The 16,277-nt window shown below is 43.5% G+C and carries 13 protein-coding genes; 7 read left to right on the plus strand and 6 right to left on the minus strand.

The window, feature by feature from the left end:
- Positions 1-340: 340 nt before the first annotated feature.
- Together ACXAGK_RS06370 and ACXAGK_RS06375 are read right to left on the minus strand one after the other, a co-directional pair.
- Entirely contained in the window at positions 341-1,654 is a 1,314-nt protein-coding gene (locus ACXAGK_RS06370) for an MFS transporter (RefSeq protein WP_474854968.1), read from the minus strand.
- 51 nt (positions 1,655-1,705) lie between these two features.
- Positions 1,706-2,584, minus strand: a complete 879-nt coding sequence (locus tag ACXAGK_RS06375; RefSeq protein WP_118492763.1) for an NAD(P)-dependent oxidoreductase — start codon at positions 2,582-2,584, stop codon at positions 1,706-1,708.
- Between the two features lie 624 nt (positions 2,585-3,208).
- Between ACXAGK_RS06375 and ACXAGK_RS06380 the strand changes: the two genes are divergently transcribed.
- The 3 genes from ACXAGK_RS06380 (at position 3,209) to prsR (ending at position 8,119) form a co-directional block, all read left to right on the plus strand.
- Complete coding sequence (locus ACXAGK_RS06380; RefSeq protein ID WP_474854970.1) at positions 3,209-4,333, plus strand: beta-ketoacyl-ACP synthase III; 1,125 nt, start codon at positions 3,209-3,211, stop codon at positions 4,331-4,333.
- A gap of 297 nt (positions 4,334-4,630) precedes the next feature.
- A complete protein-coding gene (gene prsK, locus ACXAGK_RS06385; protein ID WP_474854972.1) occupies positions 4,631-6,676 on the plus strand; it encodes an XrtA/PEP-CTERM system histidine kinase PrsK in 2,046 nt (681 codons plus the stop codon).
- Positions 6,677-6,757: 81 nt separating this feature from the next.
- Positions 6,758-8,119: a PEP-CTERM-box response regulator transcription factor gene (gene prsR / locus ACXAGK_RS06390; RefSeq protein WP_474854974.1), complete on the plus strand. Its 1,362-nt coding sequence runs from the start codon at positions 6,758-6,760 to the stop codon at positions 8,117-8,119.
- Between the two features lie 157 nt (positions 8,120-8,276).
- On the opposite strand, the gene ACXAGK_RS06395 is transcribed toward prsR, so the two are convergent.
- The 4 genes from ACXAGK_RS06395 to ACXAGK_RS06410 all read right to left on the minus strand — a co-directional run bounded on the left by ACXAGK_RS06395 (position 8,277) and on the right by ACXAGK_RS06410 (position 11,853).
- Positions 8,277-8,594 (minus strand): GFA family protein, encoded by a 318-nt coding sequence (locus ACXAGK_RS06395; protein ID WP_474854976.1) that lies wholly within the window; start codon positions 8,592-8,594, stop codon positions 8,277-8,279.
- A gap of 18 nt (positions 8,595-8,612) precedes the next feature.
- Positions 8,613-10,745, minus strand: coding sequence for a tetratricopeptide repeat-containing diguanylate cyclase (locus tag ACXAGK_RS06400; RefSeq protein WP_474854978.1), 2,133 nt, complete (start codon positions 10,743-10,745; stop codon positions 8,613-8,615).
- Between the two features lie 129 nt (positions 10,746-10,874).
- Positions 10,875-11,198 carry a replication protein RepA gene (locus ACXAGK_RS06405; protein WP_474854980.1) on the minus strand — a complete coding sequence of 108 codons (324 nt, stop codon included), beginning with the start codon at positions 11,196-11,198 and terminating at the stop codon, positions 10,875-10,877.
- A complete protein-coding gene (locus ACXAGK_RS06410; protein ID WP_474854982.1) occupies positions 11,158-11,853 on the minus strand; it encodes an AAA family ATPase in 696 nt (231 codons plus the stop codon). The genes ACXAGK_RS06405 and ACXAGK_RS06410 overlap by 41 nt, the downstream gene beginning before the upstream one ends.
- Positions 11,854-12,089: 236 nt before the next feature.
- On the opposite strand from ACXAGK_RS06410, the gene ACXAGK_RS06415 reads away from it, so the two are divergent.
- The 4 genes from ACXAGK_RS06415 to ACXAGK_RS06430 all read left to right on the plus strand — a co-directional run bounded on the left by ACXAGK_RS06415 (position 12,090) and on the right by ACXAGK_RS06430 (position 16,272).
- Positions 12,090-12,830 (plus strand): glutathione peroxidase, encoded by a 741-nt coding sequence (locus ACXAGK_RS06415; protein WP_474805338.1) that lies wholly within the window; start codon positions 12,090-12,092, stop codon positions 12,828-12,830.
- Positions 12,831-12,914: 84 nt separating this feature from the next.
- Complete coding sequence (locus ACXAGK_RS06420) at positions 12,915-14,003, plus strand: alpha/beta hydrolase (RefSeq protein WP_474854984.1); 1,089 nt, start codon at positions 12,915-12,917, stop codon at positions 14,001-14,003.
- A gap of 188 nt (positions 14,004-14,191) precedes the next feature.
- Positions 14,192-14,662 carry a hypothetical protein gene (locus ACXAGK_RS06425; RefSeq protein WP_474855597.1) on the plus strand — a complete coding sequence of 157 codons (471 nt, stop codon included), beginning with the start codon at positions 14,192-14,194 and terminating at the stop codon, positions 14,660-14,662.
- A gap of 188 nt (positions 14,663-14,850) precedes the next feature.
- Positions 14,851-16,272, plus strand: a complete 1,422-nt coding sequence (locus ACXAGK_RS06430; protein WP_474854986.1) for a TolC family protein — start codon at positions 14,851-14,853, stop codon at positions 16,270-16,272.
- Positions 16,273-16,277: the final 5 nt, after the last annotated feature.

Genomic DNA, 16,277 nt, shown 5'->3' on the forward strand with positions numbered 1-16,277 from the left:
TTTTTATTGTATTTTGGTGTTACCAATATGTGTATTTGTTTTTACCAAATTGGTAATAAGGCTAATAAAAACACAATTTATTAACATTTGCTAGCAAATTTACTAAATTTCTTAAAAATTAAGACGTTTAAAATGAGCTCGATAAGAGGGATTGGCGGAATTGGTCAGATAGGTCTGGGGTCAGAGTACTTTTTAGGCTCGAAGTCAGAGTACTTTTCACTGTGACATCCAAATGAGTTTTAGGTTAGGGGCAGGTTATAGACACCTGTTAATTGCGTTTACGTTATGGGTAAAAAATGCGCTACCAGACACCTAATAATTCTGATAGCGCACCAATTTACTAACTCTTAGGCTTAAGCATTTCTATTTTTGGGATAAGAAGCCAAATGGCTGCAATTGCAATGATAGCTAACGACGCTCCGATGACGAAGGCTGGCGTATAATTTCCATCTGCAGTAAGCCATGGAACCAAAGATGTTAAGCCCACCGCACCCAGCTTCGCCGCCATACCTGAAAAACCAGATAGCGTACCCACAGCTTTTTTACCAAATAAATCGCTCGGAAGGGTTTGAACGTTACCTATTGCTGTTTGGAAACCGAAAAGGATAACCGCCATAATAAGCACCGCTACCGTTGGCGCGCCAGGGTCTGACATTGCGATAAGAGCAGGGAGCATTATTAGACAACCCAAGGTGATAACTAGCTTCCTTGTCTTGTTCGGCGTCCAGCCAGCCGCTATACGATTTTGCGCCAACAAACCGCCAAACCATGCGCCAAGCATTGCGCCCACATAGGGCACCCAGCCGTATATACCTATCTCGGTAACGTTCATGCCATACACTTCGTTAAGGTAGATAGGGATCCAGAATACAAATAACCACCAAATAGGGTCGATTGCCGCCGAAGCGATAATTACGCCCCAGCTTTCTTTGCGAGAAAGCAGTTCACCTGTTGAAGGGCTGTATTCCTCCATTTCCTTGGCATTACCATTTTCATCTTTATCTTCGCTCATGGTGCGCTGACCAGAAAGAATATAGTGCTTTTCTTCCTCGGTAATCCAAGCGTGCATCGCTGGTGGAGCTTTAACTATAATAACCCAAGGCAATAGCCATAAAAGACCGATGGCACCTACGATAATAAATACCGCCTGCCAGCTAAAATGCAGAGTTAAAAAGCCAATAATTGGAAAGGCTATGATGCCACCAATAGCCGCACCAGAGTTAAAGATGCCTTGGGCTAGCGCACGCTCTTTCGTAGGAAACCATTCGGCGTTACCTTTGGTTGCACCAGGCCAGTTACCAGCTTCGGCAATACCTAAAATCGATCTAAAGATACTGAAGCTCAACATGCCTTGCGCAAATGCATGAGCAATAGTGGCGAGTGACCAAACACCGATAGAAAGAACGAAGCCAATTCGCGTTCCAATCCAGTCGAAAATCTTACCGAAAATCGCCTGACCAAACGCGTAAGAGAAAACAAACACGATGGAGATATTAGCGTAAATCTGTTTCCTTTCTAACGCTGATTCATCTGGAAACAAGTCTTCTACAATAGCAGGCCATAATACGCTTAAAGCTTGTCTATCGATGTAATTTATAATTGTTGCGAGAGCAATAAGTGTAATTACCCACCAACGTAGACCTTGAATTTTCACGGCATCACTTCTCTTTTAGGTTGTGTATAGTTTCGCCAGAGTGTTCGTTTACTACTTATCTAATTTGACAAAATAGTCGTAGATTTCAGGAACGTTGCCGTTACCCAAGCCGGCGTCTAATGCTGCTTGTAAATTAGCAGATGAACCTTCAGCAATTTTTGACTCAGTACCTAAGTCTTCTACCATCTTCAAGAAATAGCCTAAATCCTTGTTGGCATTAGCAATAGAAAAGCCTAAGTCACTATTATTATCCACTGCATAGTTTTTGCAGAATTGCATAAATGGCGAGTTAGATGGACCTGCAGACATGATGTCGAAAAGCTGTTGGCGGTCAACGCCAGCGCGCTCTGCTACAGCAAAAGCTTGTGACATTGCACATACGGTGGTCATTCCCATGAAGTTATTAATCAGTTTTGTAGTGTGACCTGCACCAAGCTGACCAAGGTAAAAGACATTTTCACCTTGTTCATCAAGAACTGGTTTCACTTTTTCAAAAGTTTCTTTGTCGCCAGAAGCCATAATATTAAGTAGGCCATCTTTCGCATGTGCAGGAGTTCGACCTAGTGGTGCATCTACCATGCCTACGCCTTTGGCTGCTAGGTCTGCGCCAATTTTTCTTGTAGAAGAAGGAATAGAGGTTCCAAAATCAATTACCACGGCACCTTCTTTTAACCCTGCCATGATTCCGTCTTCAGCGTACATTACTGATTCGACAATATTCGACGTCGTTAAGCAAAGCATGACGATATCCGCGCTTTCAGCTAATTCCTTACCTGTTTTTGCAACCTTTGCGCCGCGCTCTGTGCACTTAGCCACTGCATCAGGGTTTAAGTCCATAACTGTGGTTGGAAAGCCTTTGTTTAAAAGGTTTTCAACCATGTTGCCGCCCATTAGACCAAGTCCGATGAAACCAATTGATGGTTTAGACATTATCTTTTCCTCATAAGTAAAAATTCGAAGGTTAGATACAACCTCGTCACCTTTGGTATCACCTAGTCATAAACAGATTATTGCCGAAAAGACGGCACTTAATAATCGAGAGACTATTGTTATTACCAATTTAATGTTTAAACCCTATTTCTATCTTGCCAATTTGTCAACCAATATCGCGTTGAAGGTCATCATTTTGTAAATAAATTGTAGAGGTGCGAGGGCGTCTATTTGCTAGTCACTTTAATTTACGTTCGTTTTAAATCTCTAACTCTTTAATATTTTGAGGTTTTTGTTTGCTTACTTAAGCTGTGGATGTGAAAGGGAAAGAAGTTGATTTTGTTTCTTTGAACAAACAATTCTTGTTGGAGTGGCTCAATGGATGCTGTTTTATTGGTCAAGTCAATTCTATTTCAGCAGCGATTTAGGTGTTTGAGAGGGACGGTGGCTTCCTCCATAGTTACAGTGACCACGGATTAAGGTAAGCTATAGCTCATAAAACGCAGTCGTATTGCTAACAAAAGGTACGATTAGGCTTAATTGCACTGGCACCGTAGCGTGAAGGACACGAAGTAACGCGACGTTTTAAAAGCCAGAAGTGTTAACAGATAATAGAGAATGCTTATGTCTCAACAAATAGTGATTAGCGGTGTGGGTGTTTGGCACCCAAAAGATAGTATTACCAATGAAGAACTAGTAGAAAGCTATAACGCATACGCCGACGCGTTTAATGCTGAAAACAAAACTAAAATTGAAGCAGGTGAGCTAGCCGCCGTGCCTTACTCAAGTGCAGAGTTTATTGAAAAGGCGTCGGGAATTAAAAGTCGCTATATTTATCAAAAAGAGGGCGCGCTAGACATCACTCGCATGAAACCAAAAATTGCGCCGCGAGCAGATGATGAACTTTCTCATCAGGCAGAAATAGCCGTTGAAGCAGCTAAGTTAGCTATGGCTTCAGCGAACGTGAGTGCAGATGAGATTGATGCCGTTATTGTATCGTGTGCCTACACACAACGCGCCTATCCCGCTATCGCTATTGAAGTGCAAGAAGCACTAAATATCGAGGGCTTTGGGTTTGATATGTTAGTCGCCTGCTCAGCAGCAACTTTCGGTATGCATCGCGCTTATGAGATGCTAAGCGCTAGAAATGCTACTCGCGTACTCGTTATCAACCCTGAGTTAGTGTCTCCTCAAATTAACTACGCAGACCGCGACAGCCACTTTATCTTTGGTGATGTAGCAACAGCGACTGTGTTAGAACTCGCTGAAACGGCAAAAAGCGAACACGTTTATGACGTACTTAGCACTAAGGCACTGACGAAGTATTCAAATAATATTCGTTCGAATTTTGGCTATATGACCCGTGCTGAAGATGTAGACCCTTACGGTCCTGACAAACTTTTCCACCAAGCTGGGCGCAAAGTATTTAAAGAGGTTTGCCCGATGGCTGCAGCTCATATAGAAGCGCACCTGGCAAGTCATAACATTACACCAGAAGGCGTGAAGCGTTGGTGGCTACATCAGGCTAATATCAATATGAACACCTTAATTTGTAAGCGCTTATTAGGGCGCGATGCAGACAGAACAGAAGCGCCTATCGTACTCGATGAATACGCAAATACTGCTTCTGCTGGTTCTGTCATTGCTTTTGGTTTGAATCATGAAGACTTAGTCTCTGGCGATATCGGTGTGCTTTGCTCATTTGGCGCGGGCTATTCAATTGGTTCCTTGGTAATTCAAAAACGATAAAGGTTTAATCGGTAAAAGCTCAGAGCGCAGGCTTGGCCTGCGCATCACAAAGGGCGTAAGTTAACTATTTATTTTGTGAGCCCGTTTTACCAACTCGTTGCTTTATCTCATGCGGCAATAGGACTAGGTGCACAGCATAAGTGCGGTTCTTGCTGCTACTTAGGAGTTATACAAAAAACGAGATGGAGTTTTGCAGCATCTAACATGGTCGGTATATATCGAGTGTTATCAATGTAATGATCTGCTAGCACGCAGATCTATGCCTCCTAATAATGATAATAAAGGTGAGATAAAAGGATGATTTCAGATGTAGGCTACGGGCTAAATAGTCTCGCGCACCTAGCCCTTTTATTGTTATTGCTAACAGTAAGAAAGCCAGGCGTTGCCAAGCACCTGCTTGTCGTTGCGACCGCTGCCACTTTTTTATGGTCGACAAGTTTAATTACCTCGCTGTTCGGCCCCATTTCCCTTAGCTGGCTGTTAAGTGTTGACGTTATAAAGCAATTGGCTTGGCTTTTGTTTTTGTCCGCTTGTATTCAAACTAACTTCAGTAATATAGCTGCTGTATTAAAGCGTCCTATTACGCTAATTATCGTCGCACCTGCGCTTATCGCGCTTCTTGCACCCTATTTATTGGCAATTAACCCTGCGTGGAGCTTTCTCGTTTTAATCGTACTTTCTTTAGAAGTTCTTGTACTTTTAGAGGTTGTTTATCGGCAAGCAGGAAGAGAGCAGTGGGCCTTCAAACCGCTTATTATCTATCTTGGCGCAACAAATTTGTTCGAATTTGTAACCTACGCTAATGCGACCATGGTTAACCAAGTGGAAATTGGTTATATCGCTGCACGGGGTTATATCTACTTCTTGCTCATGCCTTTACTCGTAATATCAATTCGCCGTATTCATCACTGGGGGATAGATATATTTATATCCCGCGATGTGGTTTTACATAGCTCATTATTGCTTGTGGCGGGTGGTTACCTATTTGTCATGGCTGTGGTTGGCTACGCCATCAACTATGTCGGGGGTAACTGGGGCGCTACCGTACAAATTATCCTGGTGGTGATGTCATTCGCGTTGTTAGCCACAGTATTTTTATCGAATGCCTTTCGCACAAAAATCAAAGTTTTTATAACGAAGCATTTCTTTGCTAATCAGTTCGACTATCGCGTCGAATGGGTGAAGTTAACCCAGTGGTTAACTAGGGCCGGGGATTCGTCATCAGATGTTTATCACGCTGGGCTAACGGGCATGCTGAACGCTATTCAGTATGAATCGGGCCTGTTCTATAGGGTGAATGCAAATGGTTATGAACGTGTGGCTGAGGCATCCCCTATTACAGATATATCAAGCGAAGCGAAAGGCAGTGCCACCTACGCTATATTAGAAACTTTAGCGCAATACAGTGATAAAAATGGTTGGATTATTGATACAGATGCTTATCTGGTGAAGCCTTTTGATTACGAAGGGTTAAAACTAGACCGCAATGCTTTAAAAGAGTGGGGCTACCAGCTCTTTGTACCTTTCTTAAAAGACGGAGGGTTATGGGGATTTGCCTTACTTGCTCCTGGAGACAAAGAAAAAATTAGTCTCAATTGGGAAGTTAAAGACTATCTTACTGCGGTCTCTGAGCAGGTAGGTACCTATATGCAGCATCATGAGGCGGCACAAGTAGTTGCTGAAAATGCACAGTTTGCTGCGTTTAACAGAATGTCTGCATTCGTACTGCACGATTTAAAAAATGTACTAGCGCAAGTGGACCTTATTTTGGCGAACGCGCAACAACATAAGCACAATCCCGAGTTTATCGACGATACATTTGAAACTTTAGAACATACTAAAGCTAGAATGGAGAAAATGTTAAAGCAACTCACAGACAAAAAGGCGGTACAGGAAGGGGTTGACGCTGAGCTTTTACTCTCGGAAGTTGCCAAGGATGTGGTAAGTAGTCGTTGCTCAGGTTTAAACCCTATACCGAAAGTGCATGTGCTTAAAGAAACGGCTGTTATGGTTGATAAAGAAAAAGTAGCCAATGTCTTTTACCATTTAATCAGTAACGCGCAACAAGCAACAGGTGATGACGGTGAAGTTGATGTAGTGATAACTGCCAATTCCGACAGCAATATCCAGCTTGTCATGATAGAAGATACTGGCGTGGGGATGGAAAAAAGCTTTATTGAAGAACGTTTATTTAAACCCTTTGATACCACAAAAGGGAATGCAGGTATGGGAATAGGCGCTTACGATGCGAAAACCTATATCGAGTCTATCGGTGGTAAACTAACGGTCCAAAGTGAACCCGGACGCGGTAGCTGTTTTACGCTGCATTTTCCGATAGGATAGACAAATAATTAGAAAGTGGATCCGTACGCGACAAAAATCCACATTCCTCGGATGGATGAAGTAGATTAATAGGATGATGAAATGACCGATACCATTTTGGTAGTAGATGATGATTTAGGCATTCAAAAACAGCTTAAATGGAGCCTTACGGATTACAATGTTGTTTTTGCTGACGATCATACTTCTGCTATTGCGCAGCTGCGTCGTTTTGAACCTAAAGTGGTTACGCTAGATTTAGGGCTTCCACCAGACCCTGCCAACGCTTCTGAGGGCTTACGAATCCTTCACGACATCATTAAGCTGGCGCCAAGAACAAAAGTCATAGTGGTCACAGGTAACAGCGATAAGCAAAATGCGCTTAAAGCCATTGATTTCGGGGCGTACGATTTTTATCAAAAGCCTATCGACTCAGACACTATTAAATTATTGGTCAATCGCGCGTTAAACCTGTCGAAATTAGAACATGAGAACAGCATTTTAGCGCGGACTCGTTCAGGTATGTCGAGGATAGTTGGCAATAGTGAAGCTATTCAAAAAGTGGTTCGCCGCGCCGAGAAAATTGCCAACACCGATATCAGCACGCTTCTACTTGGTGAAAGTGGTACCGGTAAAGAAGTGTTTGCACGAAGCATTCATGAACACAGCCCTAGAAAAGATAAACCCTTTGTGGCGATTAACTGTGCTTCTATTCCCGAAAATTTGCTTGAAAGTGAGCTGTTTGGGTATGAAAAAGGGGCATTTACAGGCGCTAATAAAACAACGGTAGGCAAGATTGAAACGGCACAGGGCGGTACGCTATTTTTAGATGAAATTGGCGATATGCCTATTGGTTTACAAGCTAAGATGCTGCGTTTCTTGCAAGAGAGGGTGATTGAGCGGGTTGGTGGACGCAATGAAATCCCGGTTGATATACGCGTAATCTGTGCGACTCACCGAGATTTACAAGCCATGGTCGCACAAGAAACCTTTAGAGAAGATTTATATTATCGAGTGGGCGAAATGCCTATTATGATCCCGCCGCTACGGGAGAGGGATCAAGACATTATTCTGCTTGCTCGTACCTTCTTGAACATTTACCGCGAAGAGTTTAAAGCCAAAGCTAAGAGTTTTTCAGAAACGGCAGTCAATGCCATGTTAGCTCACAAATGGCCGGGCAACATTCGCGAGATGCAAAACAAGCTCAAGTCAGCGGTGATCATGGCTGAAGGGACGGTAATACAGCCTGATGATCTGGGGTTAATGCCAGTAGATGCCCACGAAGAGCCTGAAACATTAAACTTGCGTGAAGTACGAGAAATAGCCGAAAGTCGCGCCATACGACGAGCATATCAAAAAGCGGACAAAAACATGTCGAAAACTGCCGAACTGCTTGGCGTTACCCGACCAACACTTTATTCGTTAATTGATAAGTATCACATGGAAGACATTAAAAGCAGTGACTAAGCGTTTGTCATCATAGCTTTATGTGCTAACGCGAAAAGGGTGAGATGATCCCACCCTTTTCATTCGCGTTATTAAACAGTCAATAGGCTTTGTTGTATATCGCTTGTTCTTATTTAACTGAGCTGAACTGAACTGAGCTAAACCGACTAGAACTGCTTTATAAGATAAATTGGCGGTGAGGCTCAGCTAAAGCGTCGTGACCGCTAAACGCAACGTCAAGTAGCACTTTATTTGGGCTCACCTCTATGCATATTACGCTTCCACACACGTTACATACATGGTGCGTTTCACCGTTTGCTTGATGTAGTTCGGCTAGCGCGGAAGGCGCGCAGTCAATCACAAGCCTTTCTTTTTCAACGGCCATACGCAGTTTACTGATATCTGTCTGAATGAGTGTTTCATCGTCGGCTTCGAACTCATCAATATGTTCAATTTCATATTGAATGGCTTGGCAACTGCAACTTCCTCTATACATATCTCATTTCCTCTACTGCTATTTATCGAGGGTATCTGGCCATTGAATACTGGCTACGTTATTAAAAGACGTGGCAATTCTAGAACCAGGAAAGTTGAACTTAGTATCTAACAAAGTTGGGTGCGCTCTCGGTGTTTCAAGAGTTTCTATAACACCCACCCAGCCGTTTCTACCGGACAGCTTAGTTGCGTACAGCGCATAATCTACAACGGCAAACGTGCGCTTCCATGCGGTATCAAAATCATCTTCTTTATCTGGAGGAAGAAGAGAGAAGCCAATGCTACAGGTAATGTAGATAGGCTCTTCTAAACCGATATCAAAAGAGGTACGAGCCACCATTTCCCGACAGCGCTCAGCCAGCTCTGGTAATTCTTCTCTGTTTGATTGTCGACACACTACTAAGAACTCTTCGCCGCCCCAACGAATAATGAGATCGGTTTGCCGGAATACCTCTTTTAGGACGCCGGCAAATGCTGACAACACCTTGTCTCCTGCTATATGCCCATAGTCATCGTTAATTCGCTTGAAGTGATCAATATCAATCAGAAGGCAAAGTAAGTCTTGTTTAGACTTATTGGCATTTGGGTTTTGTCTTGCTGAAAATTGACTGCGTCTAATTTCGCCCGGAAGCTGTGACTCCAGATAATGCCTGTTGTACAAGCCGGTTAAAGGGTCACGTAGGCTTACTTCCTCTAGAGTTTTGTAAGCGCGTTCTAATTCTTGGTTTTTTTCTTGTAGTGTTAAGGTTTGCTGTCTAACTTCGCGACGTAGAATAATAGTTTGTTGGCGCTGTTTGTATCGACTCCAAACTAAAAATGTGAGCAGAAGTGCAGCTAACGATACACTCCAAAACAAGGTAGTTTGTAAGTTTTCACGTTCAGCTTGGGCAAGTACAAGCTGCTTAGACTCTTCCAGTTTTTCTAGTGTACGAGACTGACGCACAAGCTCAATTTCAGCCTGAAGCCCCTCAATGGCTGACTTGTTTTCTGAGTCGAGCAAAACTTCGCGCAACTGTTGAATGACAGATTGAATATCCAAGGCTTTTTTAAATTCACCTAAAGATACAAAAGCACTAAGCTGCAATGAAAGGAAGCTCAACTGCCCACGAATATCTCTGTTTGTACGCGCATCGATAGTACCTGTTCTCGCTTCTGTAAGTGCCAGTTCGAAATTTTGTTCTTTCATATAGGCTTGAGCGAGGGCGAGTCGGCCTTCTTTCATTAATTTTGTCTGCCCCGATGAACTTGCGAACTGCATGGCTTCTTGCAGAAGCGTTCTACCTTTAGCAACCTCGCCACTTTCAACGAAGGCTTTACCCATTAGCATCTTTGCTTGTGCAATGGCACCAACGTCGTTAGTTGAAAGCAGAAGAGTAAGGCCCTCATTTATGGTTTGTATAGCTTGCTTGATGGCGCCGGATTTTAGTGACAGCTCGCCCATTCGTGTTTTAATTGAACCGAGAAGTTTAGGCGTCCCTGTGCTTTGAATGCTATCGAATGCATCTTGGTAGTAGGTGTGGGCTAACGTGGACTGATTAAGTAAACTATAAATTTCGCCAATGCGAAGAAGGGAAAGGCTCATTTCGTTAGCCATGTTATTTTCCCGAAAGTAACGTAGCGCATTTTTCAGTGGCTCTAACGCCGCTTCTATTTCGCCTTGTTCTTGTTGGATTATACCTAGCTCGAGATTTAAACGGGCTTTTAAAAGATCATCGCGCTCAATTTGAGCGATAGACATTGCGCGCCTGACATAGGTTACGGCATTCGTATAATTAGACAGGTGTCGCTCGGAGGTGGCAAGCTGTAGAAGCGTTGACGCCATTTTATTGAGACGGCCTTCAAGGGTGTAACGCTCTAACGCAGCATTAAAAATGGCTTTTGCTACTTCAAAGCGAGATGCGTTTTGCAGTAGCTCACCTAGTGATGAAAAGATATCTGCAGGCATCTGCTTTTGTTGCAACGCTTGTTCTAAAAGCAAGAGCGCAGTGCTGTCTGCATCCGAATACTGCTTGGCATTGAGCAGGTTTTCAATTCGTGTAACTTCAGTATGAAAAAGTTCGAATGCCTTTACCGGTTTGCTCGGTATAAGATATACAGCAATCACTAGGGCACACACCAGCACGCGCGCTGTGCTTATTCCTCCACGGCCCATTCTATTGTATCTCCTATACGCTGTCAGAATACGCTTAATACTAAGTATCTCAATAGGCCTTTGGCCTAGCAACTTTATTATTTTGAAGGATAAAACGAATCTTATACGTATTTGGATTTATACTTTAGTTTAATATTTGCTATTTTCTTCAATCCACTCGCGAATAAGCGCTGACTTTGCTTTTCCTGTTCTATGAGCAATATCTGCAAGCTTTTCAATACACTGCGGCGTTAAGGTAAAGGTAGCGTGACGCATACCTTCCGTTTTCGCCGGTTTTCTTATTGGTGCAACGTTCTGGTTGTTTACGGTTTTAACGCAACCTTTTCTTCCTTGTTCTTCTTGTTTATCAACTTTGCCTTGCGCATAAAGCAGCGCATCATCAATAAAATCTTCTATCGAACGAAGATTGGGCTTAGCTAACGGCTTCGACTTTTTGAGGTTGAGCAAACTCATAAGCATCCTCCAATTTGCCAGCTAATAGCTCTTCAAACAGGGTTCGTATTTCCGTAGCGGCTTTGCCCTCAGGTTCACTCTCAATCACCGATTGCCCTGATTCTTCAGAATCGTCATACATATTTCTACTAAAGGTGACAGAGTTTAAAACAGGGATGCCGAATGAACGACACACTTCTTTTGCCTCTAAAATGCGGTTAGCTAGGCTAGGAAGCGAAGGACACTGTGTAATGACAAAAGCCGCGTTCATTTTTGGGTTGACCATTTTACAAGTCGACAAAATATCTTCCATATGGGGTACGGTTTTAAGGTCGCGACGCTTAGGTCTAAGTGGAATCAGTATATGGTCAGCAACCGCCATTGATGAGCGCAATGCAAGATTGTCTTGTCCACCACAGTCGATCACTACGTAATCGTAATACTGTCGCAGACTGAGCAATTCGTTACGTATTTTGCCATATAATTGAACACAGTTAATTTCAGCAAGACGAGGGTTTGCTTTACGCTCTTGGATCCAGTCTGAGGTCGTTCGCTGCGGGTCACAATCCACCATCAATACCTTGGCACCTTTTTCAGTGCGAAGATACACTGCAATGTTCTGTGCCAAGCAGCTTTTTCCGCTACCGCCTTTTTCTCCACCAACTAAAATAATCATGGTGATAACCCTCGAATATCGCTTACGTTAAAATGTTGAGCGTTGCGGGAACCTTCATAGATAACATGACTCTCCCCAACCTCGACTAAAAGCATAGGCAGGCTAGAAGCGAGCTTCAGCATCAAAATCGATATTAACGAATGTAAGATAATACCTATTGATTTGTGACTGGACTCATTCTAGTCTTCTACTCTTAAATGAATATTTACAGTAGAAATTACCGATAAGAGGTTGTTATGTCAGAAAGTCGCTTCACTTCCAAAGAAGGCCAAAAAGTACCAAGCGTGTCGTTTCCATGTCGAGAAGGGGATGCATGGGTAACGAAAACGACCGATGAATTATTTTCTGGCAAAAATGTCGTGGTGTTCTCACTTCCAGGTGCTTTTACACCAACTTGCTCGTCCACGCATCTACCTCGTTATAACGCATTAGCAAAGAAGTTTGCGAAGCACGGTATCGACAACATAGTGTGTATCTCAGTAAACGACACTTTCGTTATGAACGCATGGGCAGCTGACCAAGAAGCCGCAAACATAACGGTGATCCCAGATGGCAATGGTGAATTTACTCACGGCATGGGCATGTTAGTAGATAAAGCGGAGCTAGGCTTTGGAAAAAGAAGCTGGCGTTACTCTATGCTTGTGAAAGATGGCGTTGTGGACAAGATGTTTATTGAGCCAGATGTTCCTGGAGACCCGTTTGAAGTGTCAGATGCAGATACTATGTTGGCTTACATTGCGCCAGAAGAGCAAACTAATGCTCCTGTGTCTATTATCACAAAACCAGGCTGCCCTTTCTGCGCTAAAGCTAAACAGTTGCTAGATGAAAAGGGTTATGAATACGAAGAAGTTGTGTTGGGCAAAGATGCCTCTCTAACAAGCTTAACGGCGATTAGTGGTCGCGAAACCGTGCCGCAAGTTTTCATTGGCGGTAAGCACATTGGTGGGTCAGACGATCTAGAGGCGTACTTTAGTTAATACCTTGTAGGTTTTAATCGGTACAAAAAACGGGAGCATGGTAAACTGCTCCCGTTTTTTATTAATTATCCGTAGCGGAGAATAATGGTGTCATCGAAGTTTTTTGTAAAAATGCTTGTAGGTATTGTTGCGCTTTTAGGCGCGAATCTGGCCATAGCTGCAAATGTGTCTATACCCGATACTAGCGAAATGAAAAGCAGAGGTTTTTCAGATCTGCAAAATCAATTCAAAGCATTTTATGAAAAAGAGTGGGGGCAAACCCAGCCGTGTAGAGAAACAGCACTCAATCGCTTTTCTGTTTGCAGCAACGTATTGCGTAATGAAGGCAATGCCCCTTTCATGCTGACTAACAAATCAAGCAGCAAGGTGGCAGTGCTTATCCACGGCCTAAGTGATTCGCCTTTCTTCATGCGTGAAATTGCCAATCTATTATTTGAACAGGGTTTTACCGTAGTCGTGCCGCTTCTACCTGGGCATGGTAAACGCGACGCCGGTGATGACATGTCTGACTGGGATTTAGCTGAACGCTGGCAGTCACATGTAGATGAAGTTGTCAGTTTGGCCGATAATATGGGCGATACCTTGCTTGTTGGTGGCTTTTCTACAGGTGGGGCACTGGCGGTTGAACATTATCTGGATAGTAAAGGAAGCGAAGTAAATAATATTAATGGTCTTATGCTATTTTCTGGCGCGCTGGCGCTATCTGATAACGCTGAAAGTATGTCTCGAATTTGGGGCATTAAACTTTTAGCACGAGTGATTGATGGAAGTTATCAAACCCATGGGCCTAACCCTTACAAATATCCTAACGTGGCGGGTTTAGCTGGGTTGGAATTGATGGACTTAATTAACACCATTCGCGACAAAGTCGAGGAAGGGCAGCAAATTGAAGTGCCATTATTTGCCGCTCATTCTCAAGCTGATGTCACTACGCCAATTCACGGCATAGAGCAGTTAATGGAAGCAAGTAAAGGTCCGAACACTTTTTTCGTTATCGATGAATCTTACGGGTTGTGCCACGCAGATTTAGTCGTGAATACAAGCTTGCTCAATAAAATGAATTTTAACGCAAACATGGTGAATCAGCAGGAAGAATGTGCGGTACCTAAAGCAAACCCACTGTTCTCGACAATGGGCTTGATGTTGAAAGATTATTTGTCGCAATTTAAGTAAATTTGAAGCGTGATGAAACACTCCCTTGCCTTTACTGGTCAGTGACATCACGCTATTATTTGAACGAATTTTAAGTCGATACAGCAGTGTTCTGAGTACAGTATTTGAAAACGTTTCGGATTGGTTTAACGCTTAATCGGTATAAATCGACGAATGCAAGTTCGTGGTTTATTATACTGTTTTTAATGATGGCCCTTGTGTCTTCAGGTAGCGCTGTATCTATTGAACATTCATATGAACATGCCCATTCAGAGTCGGCGATGACGCCGCAATCTGATTCACCTCATGCTAAGCATCAAGTTCAATCACCTGAGTCTGCTAATACACATTGTCAGCACCACGAGGTGTCATCACAACATACAGATTTAAGTGCAAAAACCAGCAAGAGCAAACCCGCTCAGTTCGACGGCGTACAAGTTAGCGATGCAGGCGTGAATAGCGTGAAAGCAGCGCAGATGAGCGACATGCCTTGCTGCAAGGATGAATGTAAATGCCCAGCTGATCACTGTTTTAATATTAGCGCTAGTGCGCTTATCCAGCTTACAGTCGAGACCGAAATATCGGTAGCAAGAATGGCTGCAGCTGCACCTATTCTAGGACAATGTACACCTCCTCACTTCGTGCAGTTTCGCCCACCTAAATCACTTTTCACAGCATAGATCTATCTCGCGGATTTATTTCGCAGCAGAGACGTTTTTATATAGCGACGTCGTCTAGTCGTTTTGAGATGTCTCTACTCTTTTATCTATGTAACGCGTGGTAAGCCTTTTTGCTAATTCTCTTTGTCAAATTTAGCGAAGAGCGGGGCAACGCTAACACGCCTTACACCTAAAAAGTGATGTTATACATGAGCAACTATTCGGTACCTAAAAAAGTGAACGAAAGCGCTGACAGAGCTTGTAAAGTAAGCGCTTTGTTCGTCTTAATTTTTGTGCTTTCTTCTTTTTTTATGGCTAATAAGCCTGTTGTGGCGCAGACCCTAAGCCTGGAACAAGCGCTGCAGTTAGCTATTCAACACGACCCTTTGCTTAAAGGGAATGTGCATCGCAAGAATAGCTTTAATGCAGAAGCTGAAGCGTCATCATATTGGGTAAACCCTCAGGTTTCAGCGTCTGTACAAAACTTGCCTACCGACGGCTACGCATTTGATCAAGAGCCTATGACGCAATTTAAAGTAGGTTTGAAGCAGCAGTTACCGCGAGGCGATGAAAACCTCTACAGCCAGCAAAAGTATCAGGTTATGGCTGATCAAATGTCGGTAGAGAGCCAAGCGAGAAAGGCGTGGCTTAAACGTGAAGTTACCCTTACTTGGTTAGATTGGGTCCATGCAACACGTCGCATTAGATTATTGGACAAAGAGAAATCATTGCTTACACAGCTACTCGATTTTACTGACTCCAGATACAGTCAAGGCGTTGGTGCAGCGGCGCAGCAAGACATACTGCAAGTGCGCTTGGCATTGTTGTCACTAGACGACAAATATGTGCAGGCCTACCAGCAAAAAAATGAAGCGAGATCGGCACTTTCAAAATGGTTTGGTGCGCCCGTAGATGACTCTGTAAGCGCACCGCTGGCTCAATCAACGCAAGAATCAACGCCTTCTTATCCAAAGCGTATCGAGCTCGATGCTATCTTAAACGACAGCAGCCTCAGCCTTTCTTCGTTCTTAACGGTTATTGAGCGCAGTGAGCCTTTTTCAATACTACAGCATCATCCTGAGGCTATGCTGCTTCAAATTCAGACCCAGATAGAGGCGCAAAATGTGAACATAGCGCGAGAGCAAACTAAGTCTCAGTGGGCATTTGAAGCAAGTTATGGTTACAGACAAGACGCGCAAAACGGCGCAAGCCGAGCTGATTTTGTGTCATTGGGTGTTCAAGTAGACCTTCCGTTTTTCAATAAATCTCGTCAAGACGCTTCGATAGCCGCGGCGGCTTCCAAAATGAGTGCGTCTGAAACGGACTTCCGCTTGAAAGTGAACGAGCTTGCCGCGAATGCAGAGGTGCTTAAATCACGCTTGTCAGCGCTAAGTGAGCGCAAAGCGCTTTATGAAACGGCGTTAGTTGGTGAAACACAGCAACTTTCTGAAGCTGAACTGACAGCTTATACCACAGACACCGGTGATATTAGTGATGTTGTTAATGCCAACCTCAAGCAAGTACAGGTACAGGATGATTTACTCAAAATCGACATCGAGCGCGCCAGAACATTGGCGTCACTTGCTTATTTGTATCTGCCCACTCACGCCCATTTTTCGAATAAAGAGTAGTTAAT

It is taken from the genome of Alteromonas sp. ABM1_013 (assembly GCF_056160505.1).

Excerpts from the sequence above, each read along its gene's own strand:
- ACXAGK_RS06375 (WP_118492763.1), bottom strand. The coding sequence starts at position 2,584 with ATGTCTAAACCATCAATTGGTTTCATCGGACTTGGTCTAATGGGCGGC.
- ACXAGK_RS06380 (WP_474854970.1), top strand. The coding sequence starts at position 3,209 with ATGTCTCAACAAATAGTGATTAGCGGTGTGGGTGTTTGGCACCCAAAA.
- prsK (WP_474854972.1), top strand. The coding sequence starts at position 4,631 with ATGATTTCAGATGTAGGCTACGGGCTAAATAGTCTCGCGCACCTAGCC.
- prsR (WP_474854974.1), top strand. The coding sequence starts at position 6,758 with ATGACCGATACCATTTTGGTAGTAGATGATGATTTAGGCATTCAAAAA.
- ACXAGK_RS06395 (WP_474854976.1), bottom strand. The coding sequence starts at position 8,594 with ATGTATAGAGGAAGTTGCAGTTGCCAAGCCATTCAATATGAAATTGAA.
- ACXAGK_RS06400 (WP_474854978.1), bottom strand. The coding sequence starts at position 10,745 with ATGGGCCGTGGAGGAATAAGCACAGCGCGCGTGCTGGTGTGTGCCCTA.
- ACXAGK_RS06405 (WP_474854980.1), bottom strand. The coding sequence starts at position 11,198 with ATGAGTTTGCTCAACCTCAAAAAGTCGAAGCCGTTAGCTAAGCCCAAT.
- ACXAGK_RS06410 (WP_474854982.1), bottom strand. The coding sequence starts at position 11,853 with ATGATTATTTTAGTTGGTGGAGAAAAAGGCGGTAGCGGAAAAAGCTGC.
- ACXAGK_RS06415 (WP_474805338.1), top strand. The coding sequence starts at position 12,090 with ATGTCAGAAAGTCGCTTCACTTCCAAAGAAGGCCAAAAAGTACCAAGC.
- ACXAGK_RS06420 (WP_474854984.1), top strand. The coding sequence starts at position 12,915 with ATGGTGTCATCGAAGTTTTTTGTAAAAATGCTTGTAGGTATTGTTGCG.
- ACXAGK_RS06425 (WP_474855597.1), top strand. The coding sequence starts at position 14,192 with ATGGCCCTTGTGTCTTCAGGTAGCGCTGTATCTATTGAACATTCATAT.
- ACXAGK_RS06430 (WP_474854986.1), top strand. The coding sequence starts at position 14,851 with ATGAGCAACTATTCGGTACCTAAAAAAGTGAACGAAAGCGCTGACAGA.